The sequence below is a fragment of the Myxococcota bacterium genome, assembly GCA_039030075.1.
Classification (GTDB): Bacteria; Myxococcota_A; UBA9160; order UBA9160; family SMWR01; genus JAHEJV01.
Genome location: JBCCEW010000005.1, coordinates 57,035 through 80,857 on the forward strand (window position 1 = coordinate 57,035; position 23,823 = coordinate 80,857).

A 23,823-nucleotide genomic window follows, 5' to 3' on the forward strand; every position below is an offset into this window, starting at 1 on the left:
GCCGCCTGCGCCGCTCGCCGTCCGAGAGCGCGGACGGCCGTCGTTGGACCCGCCCGCGAAGCCAACGGAAGGGCCTCTGGTCCTCCCATCCGGCCGCGGCTCGTGCCGCAGCACGCTCGGAACCCCGAGGCCCCTCGTCCGCCAAGCAAGCCTCGCTATGGGACGATCTCGGTCGCGGTACCTGAAGCGTCTACGCTGATCATGGTCTTCACTCGGAAATCGGCCAGGTTGCCACCGTCGATTCCCACCGCACTCGCCGAGATCGACTCTCCGACTGCAGCCTTCACCTCGATCGATGTCCCCTTGAGCATCACGAGCGGGCTCTGTCCTGTCGCCAGGGCGTGAAGTCCGGTGGCGTTGCCGGCCACGGTCGACACCTCCTCGATGCGCACTTCGATCGTGGAGTGCGCGACGATGAACTCGACGGATCGGGATGAATGGTTGTGGACCTTGAGTCCGATCGCGTTGGGTTTGCCTCCGTCCGATCTCGAAATGATCGAACCATCGTCGAACCAGGTCTTCGAGCAGTTTGCCGAGTATCCAACCGGCGATGAAGCTGCAAACGTGTCCTCGAGATAGGCCGCTGAGGTGACGCCGTGGAGGACGTGATAGCTCAGGTCGCTGGACCCGAACTCATCACAGTTGTCGGTCCATCCAGAGATGTATTTGTTGCCTTCGTTCACGGCGAGCATGTTCACGCGATCCCAGACGCCATCGCCCTTCCCCGTCCAAAGGACGCCGGTGGTGTGGCCGATCGCCGTGAGATCGGAGACGTGGATTCCCTCGCAGCCACGCATGTTGATTCCGTTGCGCTCGAGCGCACCCGCAGCGACTCCGACTCGGGTCACCTCGATCCCCGAACCCTTGAAGTGAACGTGACCGAAGAGAGCGCCCGACGTGTTCTCCGGACACACCATGGTTTCGAAATCGCCCGGTCCGATGTCTACCGTCACAGGGTCGCTCTCGCTCGGAGCCCGATCGCTCCAGAGCCAGCCCGTAGAACATCCCGAGCAAACATTGGGATAGGTCGGCGTGTCCTGAATGGACGTCCAGACGCCCGTCAGATCGGCAAGGGACTCGAAGCAGTTCTGGCCTGCGTTGAGCCCGGAGCAGTCCTCGCGAACGAGATACTCACTCGCCGTCAGACTGCAGTTGGGAAGACAGCCTTGCGCCCCGGCATGACCGGCGCCAAGAAACGACAACGTGACCACAGAGAGGATCCAGAGTCTAGACATGAGGGATCTCCGATACGTAGTTGTGTGTGACTCGAGTCTGAACTCGTTCGGAGCGAGCGGTCAACAGAGCTGGAGGTCGTTCCCGGGGCAAGTGTGATTGACGCGCGCAGCACTCCACCCAAACCGCATGCGCAATCTTGTCGTCGTGGGACCTGGCGAGGGTGATTCCCTTTGAGCAGTCGTTCCAGATTGACGGGTCCTTCTCGGAGACGGTGTCCACCGTTGCTAGGGAACGAAACATCGGGGGGGTGCGCTCCCGCAGCGATGCGCCGGAGCACGCGTTGCACCGCGCTGCCGAGCGTGTCGCGCGAAGGCCTGGTCGTGATCGCGGTGTGCGTGTCGGCGGCCGCGAGCTGGCTCTGGATGCGCCGGGACCCGCACGCGCCCGGGTGCGGTCCTAGCGCGTTCGACGCGGCCGTCGGGCAGACGAGGCGACGCGGCCAGATTCGAAGGAGCCGTGCAGCCTAGTCAGCGGCAGACGTCGAGGATCCGCTCCGAGGCACGGACCATGCCTTCGGTGTCGCCCTTCGCGAGATGACGCGTGAAGAGCCGGAAGGCATTCACGGGGTCGACCGGGTTCGAAAGCAAGTCGTCCTGCGGGCGCGACCGACCGGGCTGCGAGTAGGTGGCGATGACTCCGACGCACGTCAGCAACTCGCAGAGGTCGTGCTGACGGAGTGCGGCGAGCCAGTGACTGTCTTCTCCACCAGCGACCTCGTAGTAGGCCTTTGACTCCCAGATCCGCTCGGTCCTGCCGTGGCCTCCACCCAGGCGAAACGCCACGATGTGGCGGAGGGAGGCTTCGATCCGCACCGGTCCCGCATCGAAGCCTCTCGAGTCCACGGGCGCCGGACCCAACCCGTCGCGCCAGATCTTCTCCGAAACAAAGGTGATCGCTTCCGCAAGCAAGCGCATGCTGATGCCCTTCGTCTCGGGGGCCCAGCTGCGCGTGTGCTTCTGCTGACGGAGCATGTGGGCGAGTCCCGTGTCCTGGAGGAACGCCTGGTCCACCGCCGGTTTGGGAACGAACCGCGGCGGCGGGTGGCAGAACGGGCACGGCGCCATGTAGTCGGCGAACCAGGCACTGCAGCGTGTGCATTCCATGGCAGCGCTCCCAAGCGCCTGCAGACCCGGTTCGCCCGTTTGGGTCGAGGGGCCCGGATCCCTCGTTTCTTCGGCGCTGCAGAACGACCAGCAGGGTGCTGCCAGAGAATACTCCGTGAGCCTCGCGCGTGCGCGGTGCCGCGCTGGGCCTTACCTTCGCCTCCGCTCCGTCGGTCCCGGCCGGCAACCCGAACCCGGCGGCTCTACGCCGCGCTGTGCCGGCTCGGGTTCGTCCTTCGAGGGTGGGGTCGCGAATGCAGGATACGGCGGCGGTTCGTCTCGCATGCGTTGTGCTTCTCTTGACGGCGTCGGTCACGAGCTGCGCCTTCTCGACGCTCGGACGCGACCTCCAGGAGCTCGAGGGCTGGGGGGTCATCCGGGGCACGCTCGACCCGCCCGCGACGAGCGATCGACCGATTCTGGTCGCCGCGTTCCAGACCGACGAGAGTCAGCCTTGGGCCGTCGATCATGTCCATGCCTACGACTACCTGAGTGGACCGCGCGAGTTCGCGCTGGTCGTTCCCGAGGGCGAGTACTTCCTGTGGGCGAGTGAGGATCCGGATCGCAACGGTGAGATGCGCCCTGGCGAACGCTACGCCCTGCACCCGGAGCCCGTTTCCGTGGGCCCCGAGCTACCCGAACCCCACGTGGCCCTGGAGCTCGACCACGTATTCACGGGTCACGAGCCGGAGTTCGAGAACCGCATCGTCGAGGAGCAGCTGATCGCGGCCGGTGAAGTCGCGAGCCTCGACGACCCGCGCTTCCAGCCAGAGAACGCGCGGACTCATTTCTGGCATCCGCTCGAAGCGCTCGAGCATGGCGCCGTCGGCGTCTTCTACCTCGAAGAGTACGACCCGCAGCGCACGCCGGTGCTCTTCGTGCACGGGATTCTGGGAACCGCGAGCGACTTCGCATGGCTCACCGAGCATCTGAGCCCCGAGCGCCATCAGTTCTGGGTGGCGCAGTATCCGAGTGCGCTGCCTCTCGACATCACCGCGGAGACGTTCGCGTTCCTCGTCTCGGAGCTGCACGCGTTCCACCGCTACGAGCAGCTCTGTGTCGTGGCCCACTCGATGGGCGGGCTCGTCGCGCGGCGGATGATGGATCACATCGGTACCGGCGTACCCGTGACAGGTCTGGCGACGATCGCGTCTCCGCTCGAGGGGGTGGGCACCGCGCGCGTCGGCGCGCGCTGGGCGCCCGTCGCCGCGCCGTCGTGGGTGGATGTCGCTCCGGGCAGTGCCTTCCTCGAGAGCCTCTACGACACGCCGCTCGACCCCACGACCCACTACCGGATGCTGTTCACCTATCTGCCCGGAAGGAGTGGGGACGGCGTCGTCCAGACCGCGAGCCAGCTCCGCGAAGAAGCACAGCGCGAAGCCGGGCGCATCCGCGGGATTCGCGACACCCACACCGGGGTGCTCGCCAACGAAGCGACCCTCGAGAGTCTCACCGACTTCCTGGAACGCTGCGGTCGCTGACACCTCGCGCGCCAAACGGCCATAGGGATCTCAGGCCCGCAAGGTTCGTTGCGGACATGATCTCCCCAGCGAATCTCCAGCGCCGTGCGCAGAGCTCCACATCTACGGTTGCGCCTCCTGTTTCGTGCCGATCGTGCGCCGGGACGTTCCTGTCGCCGGCACGAACGCGACCGCGAAGAGGAGATGTCTGTGACACACGCGCGCTTCCTTGGAGCTTCGATGGTTCTCCTGGCGTGGAGCCTGGCACTGCCGGCACTCGCCGTTCCCCTCACGGGTTCCGGAACCCACTTATCCCTTGCAGGTCTGGTCGATGGCGACGGGCCTGCGGTCCAGACCTGGTCGGTCGTGGACAACGGCGGGAGCTCGCTCACCGCCTCGTTCTCGTCGCCCGCGCAGACGCCCTGGATCGGGTCGGCGAGCGGCACGGGCGCGATCCCCGGCGGTGGCTTCTCGGGAGACTCGAGCTGGGACTTCACCACGCTGACGAATGGTTCGCTGCCATCGGGCACGGCTTTGCGCCTGGGCGACCTCGACGGCGGCAGTGGTCCGGAAATCCTGACCCTCATCGCCTACGACGCCGCGGATCAAGTGATCACCACGCCGTGGTTGGAAGAACCGATCGCTTTCGACTCCAACGGCGTTCCTTTCAGTGCCACCTCGACGCCGGGCTGGAACTGGACGGGAACGAGCTACATCTTCGACGGGAACACGGTCACGGGCTCGAATCCGTCGCTCGGGATCACGTTGCTGACCAATGTCGACATCTTCTCCCTCGACGCCATCAAGCCGAACATCGGCCACGGCTTTGTGCTGGAGGCGCCGCTGACCTGTCAGGTCGACACGGGCGTCGCGTCCGACGGCAGCGTCTTCCCGATCGGTACCCAGGAGGACGAGTGGGTGGTCACCGTCGACCCGGGTGGAGGCGTGGTGCCCCGGGGTGCAGACGTGATCGCGACGAGTGCCTCGTGGAACGTCATTCCGGGCACCGCGTTCATCGCGGCCAACCAGCAGACGAACTCCACGACCGAGTTCGAGATCTGCTTCGACTTTCAGAGCGTCGATGCGCCGTCGCTCAGCCTCGAAGCGCTCGTCGACAACAACGCGGACTTCAGCCTGAACGGGAACCCGATCGGATCCATCACGGGCGGAACCGCCGCCAACTTCAACCTGCCGGCGATTCCCATCTCCACCACGAACGCCGCGTTCTTCACGGCGGGTGAGAACTGCCTCGAGGTGGACGTCCACAACAACGGGAGCATCACGGGGTTGAACATCCAGGGGACCGTGACGAACGGAGCCGGCTGTCAGGTGCTGCCGGCACCGGCGCCACCGCCGCTGACGACCGTACCGTCGGCGACGCAGCACGGGCGTATGGCGCTGCTCGGCCTGCTCGTGCTGGGAGGTGCTTGGACCCTGCTGCGGCGAGGAGCCCGCACAGACCCCTAGATCGCTTCGATCCCGACCCCGGTACCGCTGTGTCGCGCGCCGCCAGGTGGCCCGGCACCGGTACCGGGGTCCTTCCCGGAGCCTCGTCTCTCGGCTCCAGGCGGGGCTACCGCGTCGATGCGCCGCGCGCGCTAGGGTCGACGCCGCGCTGCCGCGAGACCGATCACGCCCGCCAGCAGCAGCGACGCGGTCGCCGGCTCCGGCACCACCGTCCACACCAGGTCGCTGATGCCCATCAGCTGGCCGCTCGGGTTGGCCGGGGCGTCGTCGGTGGTGAAGTAGCGGATCGTCACCGAAGACACGTTGGTGGTACCGAAGTCGAAGTCGATGTTGCTGTCGGTGCTGCCGTTGAAGGTGGCTTCGCCGTCGGCGATGTGGGCGACGCCCTCGAACTCGCCCAGCCCTTCGTCGCCCACCTGCACATTGGGGCCCAACGAATAGAAGGCCGGGTTGCTCAGCACGTTCGGGCCGTCGTTGTAGGTGACGATCACGGCGTCGATGAAGTCGCGGGTGCCGAGCTGGCTGCGCTGGTCGATGTCGAGGAGCGAGAAGGTGAGACCGCCCACCGGCGTCGAGAATCCGAGCCGGATCTCGAGGTAGTCGGCGGGATCGTCGGCCGTGTTGTCGAAGCCGAGGAAGCCGTAGCCCGCGTGGTTGCCGGTCGTGGCGTGCTCGGCCTTGAAGTAGAGCGGGTTCGTACTGAAGGGGCTCTGGTCGGGGCCCGGGCCGCCGTTGTCCTGGTCCGATACGACGGCGGTCGTGATGTCGACCTGCACGTCGCCGGTGGTGGCGGCGTCGACGGTCGCGCCCGAGATGTCCGCTTCGTCAGCGAAAGCGTTCTCCCAGACGAGAGTGCCCGCGGAAGCAGGAATGCACAGCAGCAACACCGCAAAGGCGGTGACAACGTTTCGCAGCATGGGGGGTGTCCAACGAGCGCAGGAGTGCGCACCCCTTCCATCGGGGTGCTACGCGGAACACCTGAGTTGAAAATCCCACATTCCGCGTACAGGGCGCGGTGCTGCCTGCGCGTTGCGCGTGCTTTGCCGCAGGTTTGCGCGCGGCCTGCGGTTCGCCTGCGCACGCCCGAGGGCGAAGAGTCCGGCGCTACGCGTCGGCGCCCTCGTCGAGCGAAACGCTCGCCTCGCCCGAGCGGATCGTCAGGAAGTCCATGCCGGCGTCACCGCAGGTGAAGCCGTAACGGGTATGGGCGTGGATCACGATGCTGTCGCCCGGGCCGAGCGTCATCTCCCCGTCGTCGAACACGCATCCGCCGGTCAGGCACACGAGCAGCTCGTCGTGGTCGTGATGGTGCGCCGGCACCCGAAAGCCCGGGCTCATCAGCGAGCGGTTCATGAAGAAGCCGCCCTCGCCGCGCACGATGCGCTTGCGTCGCGTGCCCTTCGAGCGACGCGCCTTCGCGACGAGCTCCTTCGGCGGGCGCTTGTCGGGCGGCACCGATGCGAGCGGGTCGTCCCAGTCGAGGGCATCCCAACGGAACACGGCGGGCGGGTTCGGCACGTCTACTTCCCCTGAGCCGCGAGGGCGCGCTCGGCTGCTTCCGCGAGCCGGGCGACCTCGTCGAGGGCGGTGTCGATCGCTCGCGTGTCGAGTTCCGACGCGATTGCAGCGCCACCCGAGTAGGTGAGCATCGGCCCGAGCCGGTGTCGCAGCTGCCCCAACGTCCACGGCAGCATCTCGCCGAGGGCCGCGGGGTCGAAGTCGACGATCGTCTGCCGTTCGCCCGAGGGTTCGATGTAGTGGTAGTGCGGACCCTCGCGGAAGCAGTCGAAGCGCAGGTACTCGTGGCCGTCCCCCGCGCCCAGGACGTGGATGGACACCCCGTGGTCGTCGACGTCGTCCGTCTTCAGGTTCGCCTGGATCTCGTCCATCGCCTCGCCCTCGTAGTTCGCGGCGAGCTCGGCGTCGTCGAGCAGGCGCCACTCGACGCCGAAGCGCAGAGTTCCCGCGTCGACGTAGGTGGTGTGCTGGGGGTCCGGCGGAATCGGCGGGACGCTGTAGACCGTACCGGGCATGCGTGCCTCCTGGTCTCGGGGTGAGGGTCAGTCGCGTGCGAGCGCGGGAAAGACGCGGCGCGCGTTGCCGCCGAGCAGGGCTTCGCGGGTCGCCGCGTCGAGCTCGAGCGCGTCGAGGCGGCCGAGCGCCTGGCGGTGGCCGACGACGGGAAAGCTCGTGCCGAAGAGCGTCTTCGTGCGTCCCGGCCCGCGCAGGAAGTCGACGACGGCCGGCGGCCAGTGGTGCGGCGGGTAGGCGGCGGTGCCGAGGAAGACGTTGCGGTGCTTGAGGGCCATCGCGATCGCCTCGTCGACCCAGGGCCAGCCCGTGTGGGACAGCACGAAGGGCGTGTCCTCGAAGAAGAGCGCCGGCCGGTCGATGCCGATCGGGCGGCCGCACTCGCTCGCCATGCGTCCACCCGACGTGCCCGCCTGCACGACGACCGCGAGGTCGTGTTCCGCCGCCAGCGCATAGAACGGGTAGAGGTCGCGATGATCGAAGCGCCGATCGAAGCTGTGGGTGTGGAGGTGCAGGCCGACGATCGGCAGGCCCTCGACGAGGGTACGGGTGGCGGCGAGACCGCGGACCCCTTCCGTCGGGTCGAGGCTCGCGAGCCCGACGAAACGCCCCGGGTGGGCCGACGCCCACTTCCCCAGCTCGGCGGGCGACGTGGCGTAGCGCTCGTAGGCGAAAGGTTCGGCGCGCTCGGGCACCTCGGCGCACGGCAACACGAGGGTGTCGATGCCGAGCGCGTCCATGCGCTCCACCATCACCTCGAGCGTGGCGAAGCGGTCGTCGTCGTCGCTGCGGACCTTGAGCGGGATTCCCTGGGCGGCGATCGCGTCGTCCCAGAGTGGGCTCCGGTCGGGGGCGAACGCATTGCACCAGTAATCGATCGCGCCCACGTTCAGCCCTCTCGCTCGTCGCGGAAGCGCTTCGGCTTCGGCGAGGTGTGGATCTCGGTCCAGGCGTCGAGGGATCCCGGCGGCCAGACCTCGGCGCGGATCCTCACGCCGAAACGCTCCTTGAGACGCTCCTCGGCGCGCTGCGCCAGATCGGCATGTTCCGGCGCGCCGGCGCGGCTCGTCAAGTGCACGATCATCTCGTCGCGGGTGCCTTCGCGGACGGCGCGCACGAAGTAGTCGTGCTCGAGCTGGGGATCGTCGAGGGCGATCTCCCCGATCGCCTCGGGCCAGACGTTCACGCCGCGCAGCTTCACCATGTTGTCGGCGCGCCCGGCGAAGGGCGCCATGCGCCGCAGCCAACTGCCACAGGCGCACTGCTCGCGCGGGTAGAGGGTCGAGAGGTCTTGGATGTTGTACCGGAACTGAGGGCTGCCGGTCTTGTAGGTCTCGGTGATGCAGAGGCAGCCGGGGGTGCCGTCGGGGACGGGCTCTCCCGTCTCGCGATCCACCACTTCGACGATGAACGCATCCTCGAAGATGTGGAGGCCCTGTCGCTCGGGGCACTCGACGGAGACCCACTGCACTTCGTGGAAGCCGTAGGACTGGTAGTTGGGGACGCCGAAGGTCTCTTCGAGCACGGCGCGGTCGCCGATGTTGGGCAGCGCCTTGAGGGCGAGATCCTTCTTCGGGTCGAGCCCCATCTCGCGGGCCACTTCGGCCAGGTGCACCAGGTAGTCGCCCGTCGTGAGGATCGCGCTCGCCTGGTACTGATGCGCGAGCTCGACCTGACGGCGACTGCTGGTGACCGTGCCCGTGCCCGTCGTCAGCACCACGCACTGGAGCCACTTCTGGAGCGCTTCGTCGAAGGCGAAGGCCCCGTTGTGGGTCGAGTAGGCCCAGGCGTTCACCACCACGTCGCCGGGCCGGACGCCCTGGAGGTAGAGCGCGCGCGCCATCAGGATGGCGCCGGCTTCGCGGTCCCACTGGGTATAGAGGGTGGGGCGCGGTGCGCCGGTGGTGGCTCCCGACATGAAGAGGCGCAGGGGCTGTTCGCCCGCGTCGCCGAGGCCGACCCCCTGGTAATCGCCGAGCGGCGGGTGGGCCTCGACGCTGGCCCGGATGTCGTCGACGTCGTAGCTGGGCACCTGGCGCAGGTCGTCGAGGGAGCCGAGAGCATCCGGGTGGAAGCCGGCGGCGTCCCAGCGCTTGCGGAAGAAGGGCACCTCGTAGGCACGCCGGGCGCGATCCTGCACGGCGGCGAGCTGGCGCGCTTCGATGGCCTCCGGGTCGAGTCGCCAGTCGCCCTCGAAGTACTCCGGCGGCGGCTGGTGGCGTTGCACCAGGCGGTCGAAGTCGACGCTCTCGTACCAGCGCGGGGCCACGCTTAGCCCGTGGCCTCCTCGAACTTCGTCGGCAGCTGCGATTCGGGGAAGCGGTAGAAGTCGAGGGCGTTGTCCCAGAGGACCTTGCGCTTGCTCTCGTCGCTGAGCCTCTCCTGGGAGAGGAAGGTCTCGACCGCGTGCGGGTACTTCGAGTCGGGGTGGGGGTAGTCGGTCTCGAAGAGGATGCGCTCGTCGCCCATCTCTTCGATCACGTGGTGCACCAGGTGCTCGTCGCACTCGGTGGTCACCCAGCAGTTCTTCTGGAAGTACTCGGCTGGCTCCTTCGTGCACTCGGGCGTCTCGAGCCAGCCCGCGAGCTCCACGTGCTCCTCGATCCGGTGCAGCCAGGACGGCAGCCAGGCCGAGCCGGCTTCCATGTAGGCCACGCGCAGGCGCGGGAAGCGCTCGTACACGCCGTTCACGATCATCGCGAGCATGGCCATCTGCGCTTCCATCTGGTGCACGCAGCTGTGCCACTCGACGAAGCTCGAGAAGCGGTCGTTCCCCGCCGAGGTGCCCGCCAGGCCCATGAACTCGTGGGTGGCGAAGGAGACGTCGAGGTCCTGCAGGATCTCCCAGAGCGGGTCGTAGTAGCGATCGCCGAGGGTGCGCTGATTGAACGGGTTGGGGCGGGCCCAGAAGCAGCGCACGCCCAGCTTTTCGTAGGCGTAGCGCACCTCTTCGACGGCGCGGGTGATGTCGTTCAGCGGGACGGGGGCTGCCGTGAGCACGCGCCCGCCCGAGGTCTCGCGCATCTCCTCGCCCCACCGGTTGTAGGCGCGCGCCATCCCCGCCTGGAGGTCGGGGTCGATGCCGTCGACCCACATGTCGTAGCCGGGGCCGTAGAGCACCATCAGGTCGACACCTTCGACCTTCATGCTCTGGGCCACGCTCGCTCCGTCGAAGCCCTTGTGCACGACGTCGCCGTACTTCGCGACCATCGCTTCGGTCGTCCAGCGCACGGCCTCCTGCTGGTTGCCGTAGAGCGTCTTGTGACTCTGGGTGTAGCGCCCGTCGACGGTGGCGGGGCGGAAGCGGTCCATGCCCTCGAAGGGCTGCTTCCACGACACCCGGTGCTGGTAGCGCTGGTCGAGGAAGCGCTCCCAGAGGTCCTTGGGCTCGACGACATGGGCGTCGGCATCGAAGACTTTGAATCCGTTTCGCATGGGGGTTCTCCTGGTGCGGCTAGTCGCGCGTGTCTTCGATCGGGTTCAGTTGCGGGTATCTTCGATCGGGCCTAATTGCGTGTATCTTCGATCCACGAGGGAAGCTCGATCGGAGGATTGGGGAGGCGTTTCGCGTTCTTCGCTTCGAGGAGACGCTCGAAACCCTCGGTGTCGGAAGGCCATGAGCGCGGGTCGCCCATCATCACCTCGAAGAGCGTCACGCCGTTCGGACCCGCAACGAACGGGCCGAAAGACGCGCCCTGTTCGAGGGTGATGTGCATGCCGGCCGTGCAGTGGACGTCGCCACAGTGCATGTCGCCTTCGATCACGAACACGACGTGGTCCGAGTTGTGGCCGTGCTTGTGGATCATCATGCCTGGATCCCACTTCGCGTAGAGCGACAAGAACGCGGGCGTGAAGTCGAGCCACTTCTCGAGGACGACCGCGCGCCGGCCCTCGACCTCGATGGCCCGGACCTCCTGCCACTTCTCGTCGTCGGCGTGACGAAACCGGACTTCGGGCTCTTTCCGTTCCTGCGTCATTTCGGGCGCTCTCCATCCAGCGTCACGCGGTGCATGACGCGGCGTGTGTCGTAGTCGGGCACCGCGTAGTGCTGGACGACGCGGTTGTCCCAGAAGGCGATCGAGTCGGTGTCCCACTGGAAGCGGCACTGGAACGCCGGGTCGCGTACGTGATCGAGCAGCATCGGCAGGAGCGCTGCGTTCTCGCGCTCGGAGAGACCCGCGATGTGGGTGGTCGAATTGCCGTTCACGAAGAGCGCCTTGCGTCCGGTGATCGGGTGGGTGCACGCCACGGGGTGCGTGACGGGCGGCCACTGGGCCTGCAGCTCGGCGAGCTTGGCGTTGCTGTGACCGGCGGCAATCGCCTTCTGCAGCGGCTTCGTGATGTCGTGGACGGCCTCGAGCCCGTCGATCCAAGCGCGAATCGAAGGCGAGAGCGCGTCGTAGGCGGCCTGCATGTTGGCGAAGCAGGTATCGCCGCCCACCTCGGGCAGCTGCACGGCCTTCAGGATCGAACCCATCGGTGGCTCGGGCATGAAGGTGTTGTCGCTGTGCCAATTGTCGGCGCCCTCGCCCTTCGGCGACACCTGGTCGAGCACGACCAGCTCCGGATCGTCGCCGTACTTCGGCGAGAACGCCGGGATCTGGATCTTCCCGAGCTGTCGTGCAAGCGCGAGCTGCTCGGACGGAGTGAGCGGCTGGTTGCGGAAGAAGAGCACGCCGTAGTGCGCGACACCTTCCTGCAGCGCCTTGCGATCGTCAGCGCCGAGCGGCTTGCGGAGGTCGACGCCGCGCACTTCGGCGCCGACCACGGCGGTCACGCGGGTGAAATCACAAGCCATCTACGCGGCGCCCGCACGGAAGGGCTGAAGCACCTGGCCGGGGAGCGCGCTGGTGAGCTTGCCCTCCAACACGATCGGTTCGCCGCCCACGATCGTCGCGACGAAGCCGCGCGGCCGCGCGCTGAAGCGCTCTTCCCCCGACGGGAAGTCGGCGACGCGGCGCTTCGTGCCGGGGCCGACCTGGCTCGGGTCGAAGATCATGAGGTCGGCGGCATAGCCCGGCGCGACGAGGCCGCGATCCGTGAACCCGGCGAGTGCGGCCGGGACCTGTGTGAGCTGGCGAATGCCCTCTTCGAGGGTCCACTCGGCTTCGTCGAGGACCCAGTGGCGAAGGAAGTAGGTCGACCAGTCGCTGCCGTCGTCGCGATCGAGGTGCGCGCCGCCGTCGGAGACGCCCATCAGCATCGAGGGGTGCTTCATGCTCTCGCGCACGGCGTCCGACCACTCGGGCGTGCGGTTCTCCCAACGGAAGCGGATGCGAAGCTCTTCGGCGAGGGCCAGGTCGAGCATGGCGTCGGCCGGCGCCACGCCGCGCTCGGCCGCAATGTCGGCGATGCTGCGGCGCAGCAGCGGCTCGTGATCGGGCAGGCTGACTTCGTCGACGAAGGTGACGTCCCAATGCGGCGGCGGCAGGGTCGAGCCGGCCTGGGGGTCGCGGTTGGGGTGCTCGACGGCGTGGCGCAACACGTCACGCGCGGCCGGGTCGGCCAGGCGCGCCAGCTTCTCGTCGCGCGAGAGCTTCATGAAGTCGGCCCAGGGGAAGACGCCCGCGTAGAGCGGACAGCCCTCGTCGAGATCGATCGGTCGATCGAAGGGGTGGTTGCGGAGCAGGGAGAAGATCGCGGCGCCGGCATCGCCCGCACGGTCGAGGAAGGCCTTTGCGTTGTCCCAGCCCGCGGTTGGCGCGTCGACCTTGTCGCGACCGCCCACGCCCTGGATCACCACGGGCAGCCGGCTCCGCGTGCCGATCTCGATCAGCAGGTCTTCGTCGCGGGTGTCGAGGCCGCCGATCACGCTCTCGGGGAGGTAGGCGATGCTGCCGGCTCCGGCTTCGCCCGCCGCCTGGGCGAGTGCGAGCAGCTCCGCCTTTGCGGCGAAGCGACTTGCGATCGGCCGATCGTCGCCGTCGACCTGGGTGGGCACATCCGACGACGAGAAGCCGGCCGCGCCCGCAGACACCGCTTCGCGCACCAACGCGCACATGCGCTCGACCTCGTCGGGGGTGGCCTCGCGTTCGGACCCGTCGGCGCCCATCACATGGCGGCGCAGGGTCGAGTGGCCGACGTAGCAGGCGAGGTTCACGCCGAGCTTGCCGCGCCGCGCAGCGAGGTAATCGGGGAAGCTCTCGAAGTCCCAGACCACGCCGTCGAGGGCCGCGGGGGCCATGCCTTCGACCTTCGCGAACATCGCCTTCAAGTAGTCGCGGCCGGCAGGCACCACCGGTGCGATCGAGAACCCGCAGTTGCCCGCCAGGACGGTGGTGACGCCGTGGTAGCAGGACGACGTCGCGTACGGATCGAAGGTCAGCTGCGGGTCGTAGTGGGTGTGGAGGTCGACGATCCCCGGCGCCACGATGCAACCGCCGGCGTCGATCACGCGAGCGTCGCCTGCGGCCCGGCCGAGGTGTCCGACGGCCGCGATCTTCCCGCCGCGCACCCCGACATCCGCGCGTCGTCGCGCCAGTCCGGTCCCGTCGACGACGACACCACCGCGGATCACCAGGTCGAAGCTCATTCGGCGCTTCCCCCGTCCCCGAGGTAGTCCTCGAAGCGATCGAGCAGCGCGCGCAGCAGGGTGTCGAGATCGCGCTTCTCTCGCCGCGGCAGGGAGCCGAGCAGGTCGTTGCTCGCGGCGAGGAAGGCGTTGAACACCGACTCCTGCACACGCAGGCCGGCCGGCGTCAGCGACACGAGCAGCCCGCGCCCGTCGTCGGGGTCGGGCACCCGCCCGACCAGCCCGCGTTCCTCGAGCCGCTTCAGCATCTTCGTGAGCCCCCCGGACGAGTGCTGGAGGCGGCTCACCAGCAGACTGGGCGACGCCCGGTAGGGCTTCCCCGCCCGCCGCAGCATGGCGAGCACCGAATAGTCCGACGCGCTCAGCTCGAAGGGCTCGAGCACGGCCCGCTGGAAGCGCTCGAGCAGCACCGCGAGTCGGGCCAGGCGCACGAGCGGCGGCATCGCCGAGCTGTCGAGTTCCGGGTATTCTCGCCGCCAGGCCCGCGCGATCTCGTCGATCCAGTCCACGCGACCAGCCTAGGCTGAATTTTATCTTTCGCGCAAGATAAATCGGCGTTGCAAGCAGGCCCCGGACCCGCGGTCCGGGGGCTGGTTAGGGCAGGCCCGCCGCGCGTAGCGCCTGGACCATCTGGGTTATCGCCTCGGGCGAAACGACATCGGGCTCGCCCGCGGTCCTCGTTCGCGTCTAGTACCGGCCCCGACGTTGGCGCGCAACGCAGCCGTCGCGGCTGACGCGACAGTTGCGGCGGATCGTGTCGCCGGGGCCCTGCCAGTCGGCCAGCCAGCAGGCCTGGCGCCAGCGTCGAGCGTCTTCGGAGATGGCCGCGCAGAACTGGTCGACCGAGCAGCCGTCGGCATCGACGACCGTGCCCGCGGGCGTCGCCACACAGCGGTCGAGCCGGTCGAGCACACCGTCGCCATCCGTGTCGCGCTCGAGCTCGTCGCGGCAGAGCGCGAGCTCGGTCAGCACGATGGCGAGGTCGGCTTCGCACGCAGCGGCGCGGTTGTTCGCATCTTCGGGGAAGCGGTCGCAGACGTCGCCGAGCCCGTCGGCGTCGAAGTCCTGTTGATCCGGGTCGAAGTCCTCGGGGCAGAGGTCCAGTGCGTCGGCGAAGTCGTCGCCGTCGATGTCTTCGAAGTCGTTGCAGGCATCGCCGACGCCGTTGCCGTCGAGATCGGCTTGATCGACGTTCACGACGTCGTCGCAGTTGTCGAGTCCGTCGGGAATGCCATCGCTGTCGGTATCGGGTTGGAAGAAGCCTTCGGGGATCAGCGCGATCTGGCGGGGTAGCTCTTCGCTCGCGGGCGGCGGCGCGCGGAAGATCTCCTCGGCCGTGTCGGTCTCCGGGTCGTAGAGCACGAGGGTGCGGTCGGCCACACCTGGGGTGAACAGACAGTTTCTGCCGCCGTTGGCGATCACCAACCGACCATCCGGGCGGATGATGCTGCTCGTTGGGTTACCGGTGGTCGCGGCGTTGGGCGCGTTGGGGTCGCATCGGTAGATGAACTCCCCCGGCTGGAGAAAAACGATCGGACTTCGAAACGCGCCCGAGTAGACGAAGTCGTCGGTGATCGCGACCGAGAAGCGCGTCACGGTTCCACCGAACCGAAAGCCGATGAAGCTCGGCGGAGAGATCGGCCGCATTCGACCGAGCGGGCCCTGGAACGAGACGATCCATGCGCCGGTGGGTCGTTGGGCGAGGCCGAAGATCTCCGTGACGTTCGCTGGGTCGGCAGGGGCGGAGAAGAACGGAGCCCGCTCTCTGGTCGCCGTGTCGAGGGTCAGGATCTCGAGCTGGGTCTGGGTGGGGTCGATCGCGTTGTTCTGCGCGACATAGAGGAGCCCGTCCTGGCCGAACGTGATGGCGGCGACGCCATCGATGGCGGCCCCCGTTCCCACGCTCGCGGAAGCGATGGTGGTCTGGGCACCGGTCAGAGGATCGATGTGCACGACGGCGTCCGGGTGTGAGACATAGATCTCGCCGTCCGGGGCGACCGCGAGGTCGTTGGGCACGAAGGGCGGGCTCGCGTCCTGGGTCGACACGATCTCGAATGCTTCGCTGCGCGCGATGTCGTAGAGAACGACGCGATCGCCTTCGAGCACGACCGCATCGCCACCTCGCACTTCGACGGGTGCGCCGCTGGCCGCGAGCGCGAAGCCCGCCCACAAGAGAACCCAAGCGATCGACGTCATCGTGTGTCGCATGACCACCCTTCGAATCTCCCCTTCAGCCATTCGCCCCAGCGTAGGCTGAATCGACCGCCTACGGGAGTCCTCGCCAGGCTCGTGAGCCGGCGACGACGCGTGCGGTCGTCGCCGCGCAAGGTACGTTGCAGCTCGCGCTCCGCTCGATGGTGATGTGATGAAGGTCGTCTTCCTAGACATCGACGGCGTCCTGAACGCGACGGGTGTCCGGTATCCCGAACAGGAGCACCCGCTCGATCCGCTGCTCCTCGCGCTCGTGAACCGGATCGGCATGGCGACGGGCGCCGTGGGAGTGCTCACCACGACCTGGCGCATGTTGTACCCGTGGCCCGAGACGCGTGACATCCTCGTGCGTCACGGGCTCACGCTTCCGATCGTGAGCGAGACGCGAGACCTCTGGGCCGACGGAGAAGAGCCAGAACGGGCGCGCCGCCGAGAGATCGAAGCCTGGCTCGCGAATCACGACGCCGACCGCTATGTGATCCTCGACGACCTCCCGGTCTACGCCGACGATCACCCCTGCTTCGTCCGTACTGACGAATCCCTGCGCCTCACGGATGCGGATGCGGGGCGCGCCCGCATGATCCTGGGAGACGCCTAGCCGGCGGGCCCGTCCCTCGGACACGCCTCCAGGCCTGCGCGCATCTGGGCAAGCGGTTTGAGAGTCCCGCGCTGCAGCCGACTTGACCCTCGCTCGGGAACTGCGGTCTAATCGCGTCGGGAAGGGCCTCGAGGCTCTGCAGCATGCCCCATTGCTTCGCCCTTCCGGCCGGGCCGATATCGGCCTCACCCGTGCGCGTCTGCCCGCGCTTCCTCCTCCTACTCGCGCTGTTCGGACTCTCGGTCGGCTCCCCCGTGTTCGCGCAGCCGATCGTCGAGACGGGGGACCCCGGAGCAGACGGGATCGACGGCGGTCCGAATGCAGACGGAACGGACGGCAACCCGGGGGAGTCCGTTGCCTTGACGTTGACCCGCATTGGCCCGGGTTCGATCGATCTGGAGGTGGTCGGCGGGCGCGGCGGGAGCGGTGGCGACGGCGGCCCGCCGAATGGCAGCGGCGGCCGGGGCGGTCCAGGCGGTGATGCCTCCGCAACTGCGGAAGACTTCGGCGCGACGACCCGCGCGACCGGTGGACGCGGTGGCGCGGGAGGCGCGAACTCCGGCAACGGCACGGGTGGGAACGGAGGTCATGGCGGGAACGCCGCAGCTCGGTCGACGGTGCCGGCAGGCTTTTCACTGCCGAACGCGGCGAACAACAGCGCGTTCGCGCGAGGGGGCTTGGGAGGGAGCGCAAGCGGCCCGGGCGCCCGGGCAGGAAATGGGGGGACGGCGACCGCCTTTGCGGGGCCGGGGACGGTCTCGAGTTCCGGAACGGCGAACACCGAGGTGATCGGCGGAGGGGGAGGTAGTGGATTCGCTGGAGCCGATGCGGGCGATGGTGCAGACGCCACGCTCGGGAACGAATCCGTGTCGTTGTCATCGCTTGGCTTCAACCGTGTGAACCTCGTCGCGAGGGCCGGGAGCGGAGGCCTCTCGCAGGGGGGAGTCGCAGGTCGCGCGGGTGAGGCCGTCGCTGCGTTCGAAGCGGACGACATGAGCGGTACGGCGCTAGATCTCGGACTGGTGAGCGAGGGAGGCGCCGGCGGAAACGGAGTCCTCGGGGGTGTGGGAAGCGCCGGGGGAAGCGCGACTTCGCGCGCGCACGTTGTCTTCGATGGGGGGCTCAACACGGACACGGCGGCGACAGGGGGGGAAGGCGGGGAAAACCACGGTCAGTCCGGCAACCATGGCGGAGAAGCGGTCGCTCATGCAATCGGCATATCCACCGAGCCCGGTGCCGTCGTCGCAATGACGGCCAACGCTGTCGGTGGTGCCGGTGCGGCGGCCAATTCTCCAGGAACTCGCGGCGGCAACGGCGGTCGCGCGACCGGGGCTGCGGTCGCGATGGGATCTGGATCGACACGCGCGTTCGTCACCCTTCGCGGCGGTCGAGGCGGTGGGGGGTTCGGCGGGGCGGATGGCGGTGACGGCGCAGACGCGGTGCTAGACAACGCGGCCGTTGCATCGGGCGCGAGCATCCGCATCGACCAGGTTGCGAACGCTGGGAGGGCGGGTCTTTCCAACGCTGGTCGTTCGGGCCGCGCCGGGAAGGCCATTTCGCGTGTGGATACGGAGAATCCGAACGGCGACGCGATCATCACGTCGCGCGCCGTCGGGGGCGTTGGGGCCGAGGGCGTTCGGGGCGGAACTGCCGAGTCGACTGTCGTGGTCACCGCGGCCGGCGCCGTCGACGCGCGGTCGACGGCGGTGGGCGGGGCAACGCGGGCCCGGTTCAGCACCGGCTTCCGCGTCACTCCAGAGCCCGATCTCGGGCCGGTCGGCCCTCCAGACGAGGGTGCCGATCGCCATGCCACCGCGATGGTTCATGCGGTTGGTGCGGGCGAGAGCGAAGCGCGGGCCATCGCGAATCTGGAGGAGGTACCAACGCTGCGCACCGTGCAGGCGGTGGACGTCGGACAGACGGCGAGCGCCCGCGCCCGCGCTTCGGGCCACTCGGGTCTCGCTGAATCGACCGCGAGCGGACTCGGGGGTGAGGTGGATGAGCAGGGGTTCTTCGTCAATACCCTCGCTACGACTCCCGTGCTCGGTTCGGCCTCGAGCTGGGCGCGGGTCGGTGCAGAGGTCGACGACGTCCTCGCCAGTGACGCGGACGCCACCGCGTTCGCGACCGGCGCGCACCGCCGTGCGGGCGAGTGGGGACGCGTGGGGCTGCAGCTCCTCGATCGCGGCGGCGACGCCGACATCGCGCTGCGCTCCGAGGCGCGCTTCGCGAACGAGCTCGCCGTGCGCGACAGCCTCGACGGCCTGTTCCTGACCTTCCTCGATCACGAAGTCGAGGATCTCGACGTCGAGCAGGCGAGTTTCCGCATCGAGAGTGAGGGGCAGCTGCTGCTCGAGCGAGTGTTCGAGAACGTGGCCGCGGTCGTCGATTTCTTTTCGGAAGCGCTCGCCCTCGGCGACTTCGACGATGACCTCACCACGACGAAGGTCGACCTGCGCGTCCTCCTCGAACTCGAGGGCGGGAACGCGGGAGCCCGGATCGGGGCCATCTTCGCATTGGGGACCCGGATCGTGCCCGAGCCCGGAACCGGCTGGCTCGTCGTCTTCGGCCTGGTGGTGCTGAGCCGCCGCCGTCGGCGGGACGTTCGGGTCCACTGACGCCCCCGCGGGCAAACCCGTTCTCCGACGGAGCCGCGGGCATTGCCTGCCGGCATCCCGCGCGCGTAGGCTGGTGTTCCCGATCTCCGAAGCTGCACTGGAGGATCCCGATGCTTCTCTCGACGCTGCGACGTGCTGCCCTCGTGCTCTTGATGTCGACCCTGGCCTGGCCCGCGCTGGCGGCGACCACCCTCGACTTCGGTGGCGACCCGAACGCGCTCGGCCTGGCGCTGGGGCGGATCGCTTCCCCCGCGGCGGTGTCGCAGGACGGCATCGCGCTTTCGATCCGCGGCTTCGACGGCGCCATGGAAGAGGCGTTGAACCGCAACCGGGGCTTCGGTCTCGGTGTGGACGGCGCACCGAACGGCGGCAGCCTCGGTCGCGGCGAAGCGATCGAGTTCTCGTTCCTCGGCGACGTCCTGGCCATCGACGCGCTGGTGCTCGAGGGCGGCGGCACGGGTGCCCTCGACGTGCTGGTCGACGGTGTGCTGCGGAAGACGATCACCTGGTCGTCGAACGGCACGCGACTCGAAGACCTGGGCGGATTGCGCGGATCGGCCTTCCGCTTCGTGGGTCAGCGCGGGGGCGTGCGGATCGCGAAGCTCACCGTCGAGAAGCCGGTCCCCGAGCCGAGCGCGGCGCTCGTGTTCGTGGCGGGCCTGCTGGTGGCGAGCCGCCGGATGCGTCGCGGCCGACGCCGCTAGCGCGCGAGCAGGCGCCGTGACCTAGGGCGCCGCGACCGCGTGGGCGATCATCGTGGTGCCTTCGAAGACGGCCTCGTCGAGCAAGTTGCGCTCGTCGACCACGCCGGGCTCGGGTTCGGCGCCGTCGGCACGGTGATCTCGACGTTTCCTTGGGTGGCGGCGTCGCGGAAACGCGACCTACTGGGCGTAGAGGTCGAGACGCCCGTCCGTACATTGACGTCGTTCGCTGGTCGCTTTCCAGCACACGTCGAAAACATACGAGATCTGCTCGTTGCCCTGGGGAACGGTGAAGCCCCAGCTCTGGGAGAGCGTGATGGATTCGCCCGGTCCGATCCGGTGCGTATTACCCGAAAACGGAAACTGGCCTCGGATGTCGCCCTGGCCGGCGTAGGACACCGTTCCAGTGGAACTGAAGCCGATCCTCGCGATCTCGACTGGACGGGCACTCGTGTTCTTCAGTGTGACACCGAAGGAGCTGTGATCGTAGAGCGACCCGGACTCGATCTGGATCGGCAACCCCGGGTCGAAGGTCGGCCGCGCGGGAGCGAACTGGATCGTCACAGGATCCTGTGGACGATGGGGGTTCGCACGAATCGCCGCGATCTGACGCATGATGCCGGACGCCCCGTCGAGATCGCCGGTCTCCTCCGCGAGGGTCCGCACCAGCTCGAGCACCTCGATTCGGTACGGGTCGCGCTCCATCAGCTTCCGCGCCGTGGCAAGAGCCGCTTCCGGATCTCCCGCATTGCGCTGCGCGTGGGCCAGCTTCCACCAGCCCCGGGCGTGGAGTTTCTCGTAGGCGCTGACTGCCAGATCATGGAAGCCGATGTAGCTCGCACGATCTCCCAGCGTCTCCCGGAAGAATTGGCTGTTCGGTGCCAGCTCCAGGGCGCGCTCGTAGTGCGTGAGTGCCTCGAGCGGAAGCCAGCAGTTTCGATAGAGGAGCTCGCCCTGCTGGAAGGCGTCGAGTGCCCCGGGTCGTGCGTTGAGCGCGTCGATGGCCTGGGGTAGGCGGAGTTCCCCGAGCTGCCAGGCGCGGAGGTCGTGGTTGGCGCCTGCGCCGAAGCGGTGAAGCCCGAAGCGGTATGGATGGCTCGCGTTCTTGTGCCAGTAATCACCGTCTGCGTCGAAGAACAGGTTCTTCCAGGTCTCGGCGAGATCCACGCGCCAGAGACCGTCCCGTTTGGCGAGCAGGATGGGCACGAAACCGTGGGCGGGCCGCTTCGAGTCGAGTACCGCGTGGTCTCCCTGCACGGTCACCTCGAAGGGTTTCGACCCCTCGTACCGACGCAGCCTCTCGAATTGCTCGAACGGCGCGAAGGGAACCCCGTCCCGCATGCACTGGCTTCCTGGGGTGAACAGAGGAAGGGTCGGGTCCCCGATGCCATCCCGCAGCGTGCGGAGGAACGCCTCGGCACTCTCTCGTGGGTCTTCCGAGGGCGCGTATCGCGCTCGCTTTGCAGCAGGCACGACCGCCTTCCAGTCACGATCGAGCAACGCAGCCGCATCGAAGAAGTCGGCCTGGGCGCCGGCACCGCCCGAGAGGTAGCGAGCCTTCTCCTTGTACTCTTGTCGCTCGCGCAGCGTGGCGTCGAGTTCCAGATTCCCGGCGTGCGCTTGCAGGTAGGCGTAGTCCTTCAAGAAGTGAAGGACGTCCATGACCGCCATGCCGACGGCCCGGTACGCGGCATAGGGCGCGAGCTGGTTGCGAGCCAGACGTCCCACGATGAGGTCCGGGAAGACGTGCTCGAGCTCGTAGGAGACTTCGATCCGTGCTTCGTGGCGCGCCGGGTTGACGAGGATCAGCAGTCCTCCCGAGGGCGCATCGGCGCCGATGCGCCGCGCCGAGAAGAGCTCCTCGGCCAGCGGTGCGATCTCATGATCGGGCGCGCGCAGAGACAAGACGTGAACCGAGATGCCGAGATCGTCCCGCCACGACTGGGTCTGCCATTCGAGGGTATGGCCGAATCCGCCGAAGACGCCAGCCAGGTCCTCGACGGCGCCCGGGGCGGCCTCGATGGACGCGTCGGACGGACCGTGGACCTCGGGCGAGGTGGGCGCCGGCGCTGCATTCTCGACGGCCGCCGGCACCTCGACACTGGCCACGGGCACCGGGGGCAGAGGGTCTTCTTGGATGCCGACCCAGGCGACGAACGCGACGGTGATCGAGAGAAGCGTCAGCAGCAGCGCGCGCATCCCGGCCCTCCTACGGGTTCTGGGTTCCCGACAAACGCGCCAGGCCCGGTAGCTCGGCGGGGTCTTGCGGAAGGGGCGGTTCTGCCAAGAGTGTTCGCGCTCGGTTCACGTACCACTCCTCGCGCGGGATCGATTGTGCCGACTCGATGTACGCCGCGAGGATTTCCGCGCCTCTGGGGTCGCCGAGCGCTTGCAGGGCGCGACCGAGGTGGAACCAGGCGTTGGGCCAGTTCGGGTTGAGGGTGATCCACTTCTCGATGTAGGGAATCGCTTCCTCGTACCGGCCGAGCGTTCCCAGGGTGCTGGCGACCCCGGCCACTGCGGTGAGGTTCTCCGGCTCGAACCCGAGACTGTGGTGCCAGTCTTCGAGGGCACCTTCGTAGTTCTTCGTCCAGTCTCGGACCATGCCTCGGTTGTTCCGGATCCAAACGTTGTCGGGGAGCAGAGAGACCGATTGATCGAGTCGCTGCAGCGCTGCATCGGGTTGGTCCAACCGGAACAGGGTCAGGCCCTGCCAACTCATGGCCGTGGCGTCGTCGGGAACGTCGGAGAGCCAGAACTCGATCGCCTCGGCAGCGCCGCTCCAGTCGCGGGCCCAGTAGAGGCGAGACACCAGCGAGTTGTGCCAGCCGTGGTGATAGCCGTATCCAACGGCCCGACGGAAGTTCGCGACGGCTTCGGCGCGCCGACCCGCGCGTTCATCGACCTCCGCCTGGGCGGCGCTGGCGTAACCAAGCAGATAGATCAAACGCGGGGCGCGGCGCGCCTCGGCTTGCGCGTCGCGCGCGATCGCGTGCAGGCGCTCCGCGTCCTCTCCTTCGCGCGGCCAGAGTGCCTGGAGAGCGCGCCTGCGGGTGCCGTAGTTGGCGGGATCGCGGCCGAGCACTCGATTCAGCATGGCGACGACCGCATCTCGATCCCCTAGCGCGCCGAGCGCTTCGATCGCGTGCCCATAGGCGAGGTAGGAGCGATATTCGAGCTGGACGGCGGCTTCGACGTCACGCGAGGCGAGCACCAGGGCTTCGCGCGCGGTGACCTCCCCGCCGCCCGGCGCCGCGATCCGGTTCCGCACCTCGTTGCGCCAGTAGGCCGCGCGCACGCTTCGAGCTGCCCACGATTTCGGCCGCTCCGCCACCCAGCGGTCGAGCGGTTCGACATCGTGGAGTCGTTCGATCCATTCGCTCAGGACCCAGAGGTGGGGCTCACAGGCGCGGTCCTCGAGGTAGGCCTCGAGGTAGCGCGCATGCTGGTCATCCAGGGCGTTGAACTGGCCGGCGCGAAGCTGCGCCTGGGTCGTTTCCATCTCGGGAGAGGGCATCCCGCACTGCTCGACCAGCGCCGGGGTCGTGGGCGCCCGCGGCGACGGGGGCGCCTGCGCAACCACGGCCTCTACGGCCTCGGTGGCGGGCGCGGATAGCGCCGGAGCGTTGGACGGTTCCGTCTCGGGTCCACATCCCCAGGCGACAACGCCCCAGAGCGCTACCCACGTCGTACTCCACAGCCTGCGCATACGTCCCCCCCTGCCTTCAGGAATCGACGCGCCGGTCGGGGTCCTTGAGGTAGGGGTGGAGGGCGCGCCGAGACGGGACAGTGACCGCGCACGGTGTTCCTGTCCCGCGGGGCGAAACGGAGGGCGTGGGCCGGGCCGACGCCGCTAGCGCGCGAGC

20 protein-coding genes are annotated in these 23,823 nt (G+C 68.2%); 5 read left to right on the forward strand and 15 right to left on the reverse strand.

Features of this window, described 5'->3' with window-relative positions; all coding sequences use genetic code 11:
• Positions 1-155: 155 nt before the first annotated feature.
• Both AAF430_06955 and AAF430_06960 read right to left on the reverse strand, forming a co-directional pair.
• Positions 156-1,235 carry a hypothetical protein gene (locus tag AAF430_06955; protein MEM7409953.1) on the reverse strand — a complete coding sequence of 360 codons (1,080 nt, stop codon included), beginning with the start codon at positions 1,233-1,235 and terminating at the stop codon, positions 156-158.
• Positions 1,236-1,703: 468 nt separating this feature from the next.
• On the reverse strand, positions 1,704-2,339 hold the full coding sequence (locus tag AAF430_06960) for a hypothetical protein (GenBank protein ID MEM7409954.1): 636 nt from the start codon (positions 2,337-2,339) through the stop codon (positions 1,704-1,706).
• A gap of 290 nt (positions 2,340-2,629) precedes the next feature.
• Here AAF430_06960 and AAF430_06965 point away from each other — a divergent pair, with 290 nt between their 5' ends.
• Both AAF430_06965 and AAF430_06970 read left to right on the forward strand, forming a co-directional pair.
• Positions 2,630-3,820 carry an alpha/beta fold hydrolase gene (locus tag AAF430_06965; GenBank protein MEM7409955.1) on the forward strand — a complete coding sequence of 397 codons (1,191 nt, stop codon included), beginning with the start codon at positions 2,630-2,632 and terminating at the stop codon, positions 3,818-3,820.
• Positions 3,821-4,039: 219 nt separating this feature from the next.
• Positions 4,040-5,266, forward strand: a complete 1,227-nt coding sequence (locus AAF430_06970) for a hypothetical protein (GenBank protein MEM7409956.1) — start codon at positions 4,040-4,042, stop codon at positions 5,264-5,266.
• 131 nt (positions 5,267-5,397) lie between these two features.
• Here AAF430_06970 and AAF430_06975 read toward each other — a convergent pair whose 3' ends face one another.
• From AAF430_06975 to AAF430_07025, 11 genes are all read right to left on the reverse strand, one after another.
• Positions 5,398-6,183, reverse strand: a complete 786-nt coding sequence (locus AAF430_06975) for a VPLPA-CTERM sorting domain-containing protein (protein MEM7409957.1) — start codon at positions 6,181-6,183, stop codon at positions 5,398-5,400.
• A gap of 187 nt (positions 6,184-6,370) precedes the next feature.
• A complete protein-coding gene (locus AAF430_06980; protein ID MEM7409958.1) occupies positions 6,371-6,784 on the reverse strand; it encodes a cupin domain-containing protein in 414 nt (137 codons plus the stop codon).
• Positions 6,785-6,786: 2 nt separating this feature from the next.
• Positions 6,787-7,299, reverse strand: coding sequence for a hypothetical protein (locus AAF430_06985; GenBank protein ID MEM7409959.1), 513 nt, complete (start codon positions 7,297-7,299; stop codon positions 6,787-6,789).
• Positions 7,300-7,326: 27 nt separating this feature from the next.
• Positions 7,327-8,184: an amidohydrolase family protein gene (locus tag AAF430_06990; protein ID MEM7409960.1), complete on the reverse strand. Its 858-nt coding sequence runs from the start codon at positions 8,182-8,184 to the stop codon at positions 7,327-7,329.
• A 2-nt stretch (positions 8,185-8,186) separates the two neighbouring features.
• Positions 8,187-9,566: a hypothetical protein gene (locus AAF430_06995; GenBank protein ID MEM7409961.1), complete on the reverse strand. Its 1,380-nt coding sequence runs from the start codon at positions 9,564-9,566 to the stop codon at positions 8,187-8,189.
• Between the two features lie 2 nt (positions 9,567-9,568).
• A complete protein-coding gene (locus tag AAF430_07000; protein ID MEM7409962.1) occupies positions 9,569-10,732 on the reverse strand; it encodes an amidohydrolase family protein in 1,164 nt (387 codons plus the stop codon).
• A gap of 71 nt (positions 10,733-10,803) precedes the next feature.
• On the reverse strand, positions 10,804-11,274 hold the full coding sequence (locus AAF430_07005; protein MEM7409963.1) for a hypothetical protein: 471 nt from the start codon (positions 11,272-11,274) through the stop codon (positions 10,804-10,806).
• A complete protein-coding gene (locus AAF430_07010; GenBank protein MEM7409964.1) occupies positions 11,271-12,095 on the reverse strand; it encodes a TauD/TfdA family dioxygenase in 825 nt (274 codons plus the stop codon). The genes AAF430_07005 and AAF430_07010 overlap by 4 nt, the downstream gene beginning before the upstream one ends.
• Positions 12,096-13,829 (reverse strand): amidohydrolase family protein, encoded by a 1,734-nt coding sequence (locus tag AAF430_07015; protein ID MEM7409965.1) that lies wholly within the window; start codon positions 13,827-13,829, stop codon positions 12,096-12,098.
• Entirely contained in the window at positions 13,826-14,338 is a 513-nt protein-coding gene (locus AAF430_07020; GenBank protein ID MEM7409966.1) for a MarR family transcriptional regulator, read from the reverse strand. Before AAF430_07020 ends, AAF430_07015 begins: the two co-directional genes overlap by 4 nt.
• A gap of 178 nt (positions 14,339-14,516) precedes the next feature.
• On the reverse strand, positions 14,517-16,067 hold the full coding sequence (locus AAF430_07025; GenBank protein MEM7409967.1) for a thrombospondin type 3 repeat-containing protein: 1,551 nt from the start codon (positions 16,065-16,067) through the stop codon (positions 14,517-14,519).
• Between the two features lie 127 nt (positions 16,068-16,194).
• On the opposite strand from AAF430_07025, the gene AAF430_07030 reads away from it, so the two are divergent.
• The 3 genes from AAF430_07030 (at position 16,195) to AAF430_07040 (ending at position 19,960) form a co-directional block, all read left to right on the forward strand.
• Complete coding sequence (locus tag AAF430_07030) at positions 16,195-16,638, forward strand: HAD domain-containing protein (protein MEM7409968.1); 444 nt, start codon at positions 16,195-16,197, stop codon at positions 16,636-16,638.
• Positions 16,639-18,200: 1,562 nt separating this feature from the next.
• Positions 18,201-19,256, forward strand: a complete 1,056-nt coding sequence (locus AAF430_07035; protein ID MEM7409969.1) for a PEP-CTERM sorting domain-containing protein — start codon at positions 18,201-18,203, stop codon at positions 19,254-19,256.
• A gap of 110 nt (positions 19,257-19,366) precedes the next feature.
• Entirely contained in the window at positions 19,367-19,960 is a 594-nt protein-coding gene (locus AAF430_07040) for a hypothetical protein (GenBank protein MEM7409970.1), read from the forward strand.
• Between the two features lie 177 nt (positions 19,961-20,137).
• On the opposite strand, the gene AAF430_07045 is transcribed toward AAF430_07040, so the two are convergent.
• Both AAF430_07045 and AAF430_07050 read right to left on the reverse strand, forming a co-directional pair.
• Positions 20,138-22,156, reverse strand: a complete 2,019-nt coding sequence (locus tag AAF430_07045; protein MEM7409971.1) for a TPM domain-containing protein — start codon at positions 22,154-22,156, stop codon at positions 20,138-20,140.
• A 10-nt stretch (positions 22,157-22,166) separates the two neighbouring features.
• Positions 22,167-23,474 carry a tetratricopeptide repeat protein gene (locus AAF430_07050; GenBank protein ID MEM7409972.1) on the reverse strand — a complete coding sequence of 436 codons (1,308 nt, stop codon included), beginning with the start codon at positions 23,472-23,474 and terminating at the stop codon, positions 22,167-22,169.
• Between the last annotated feature and the right edge of the window lie 349 nt (positions 23,475-23,823).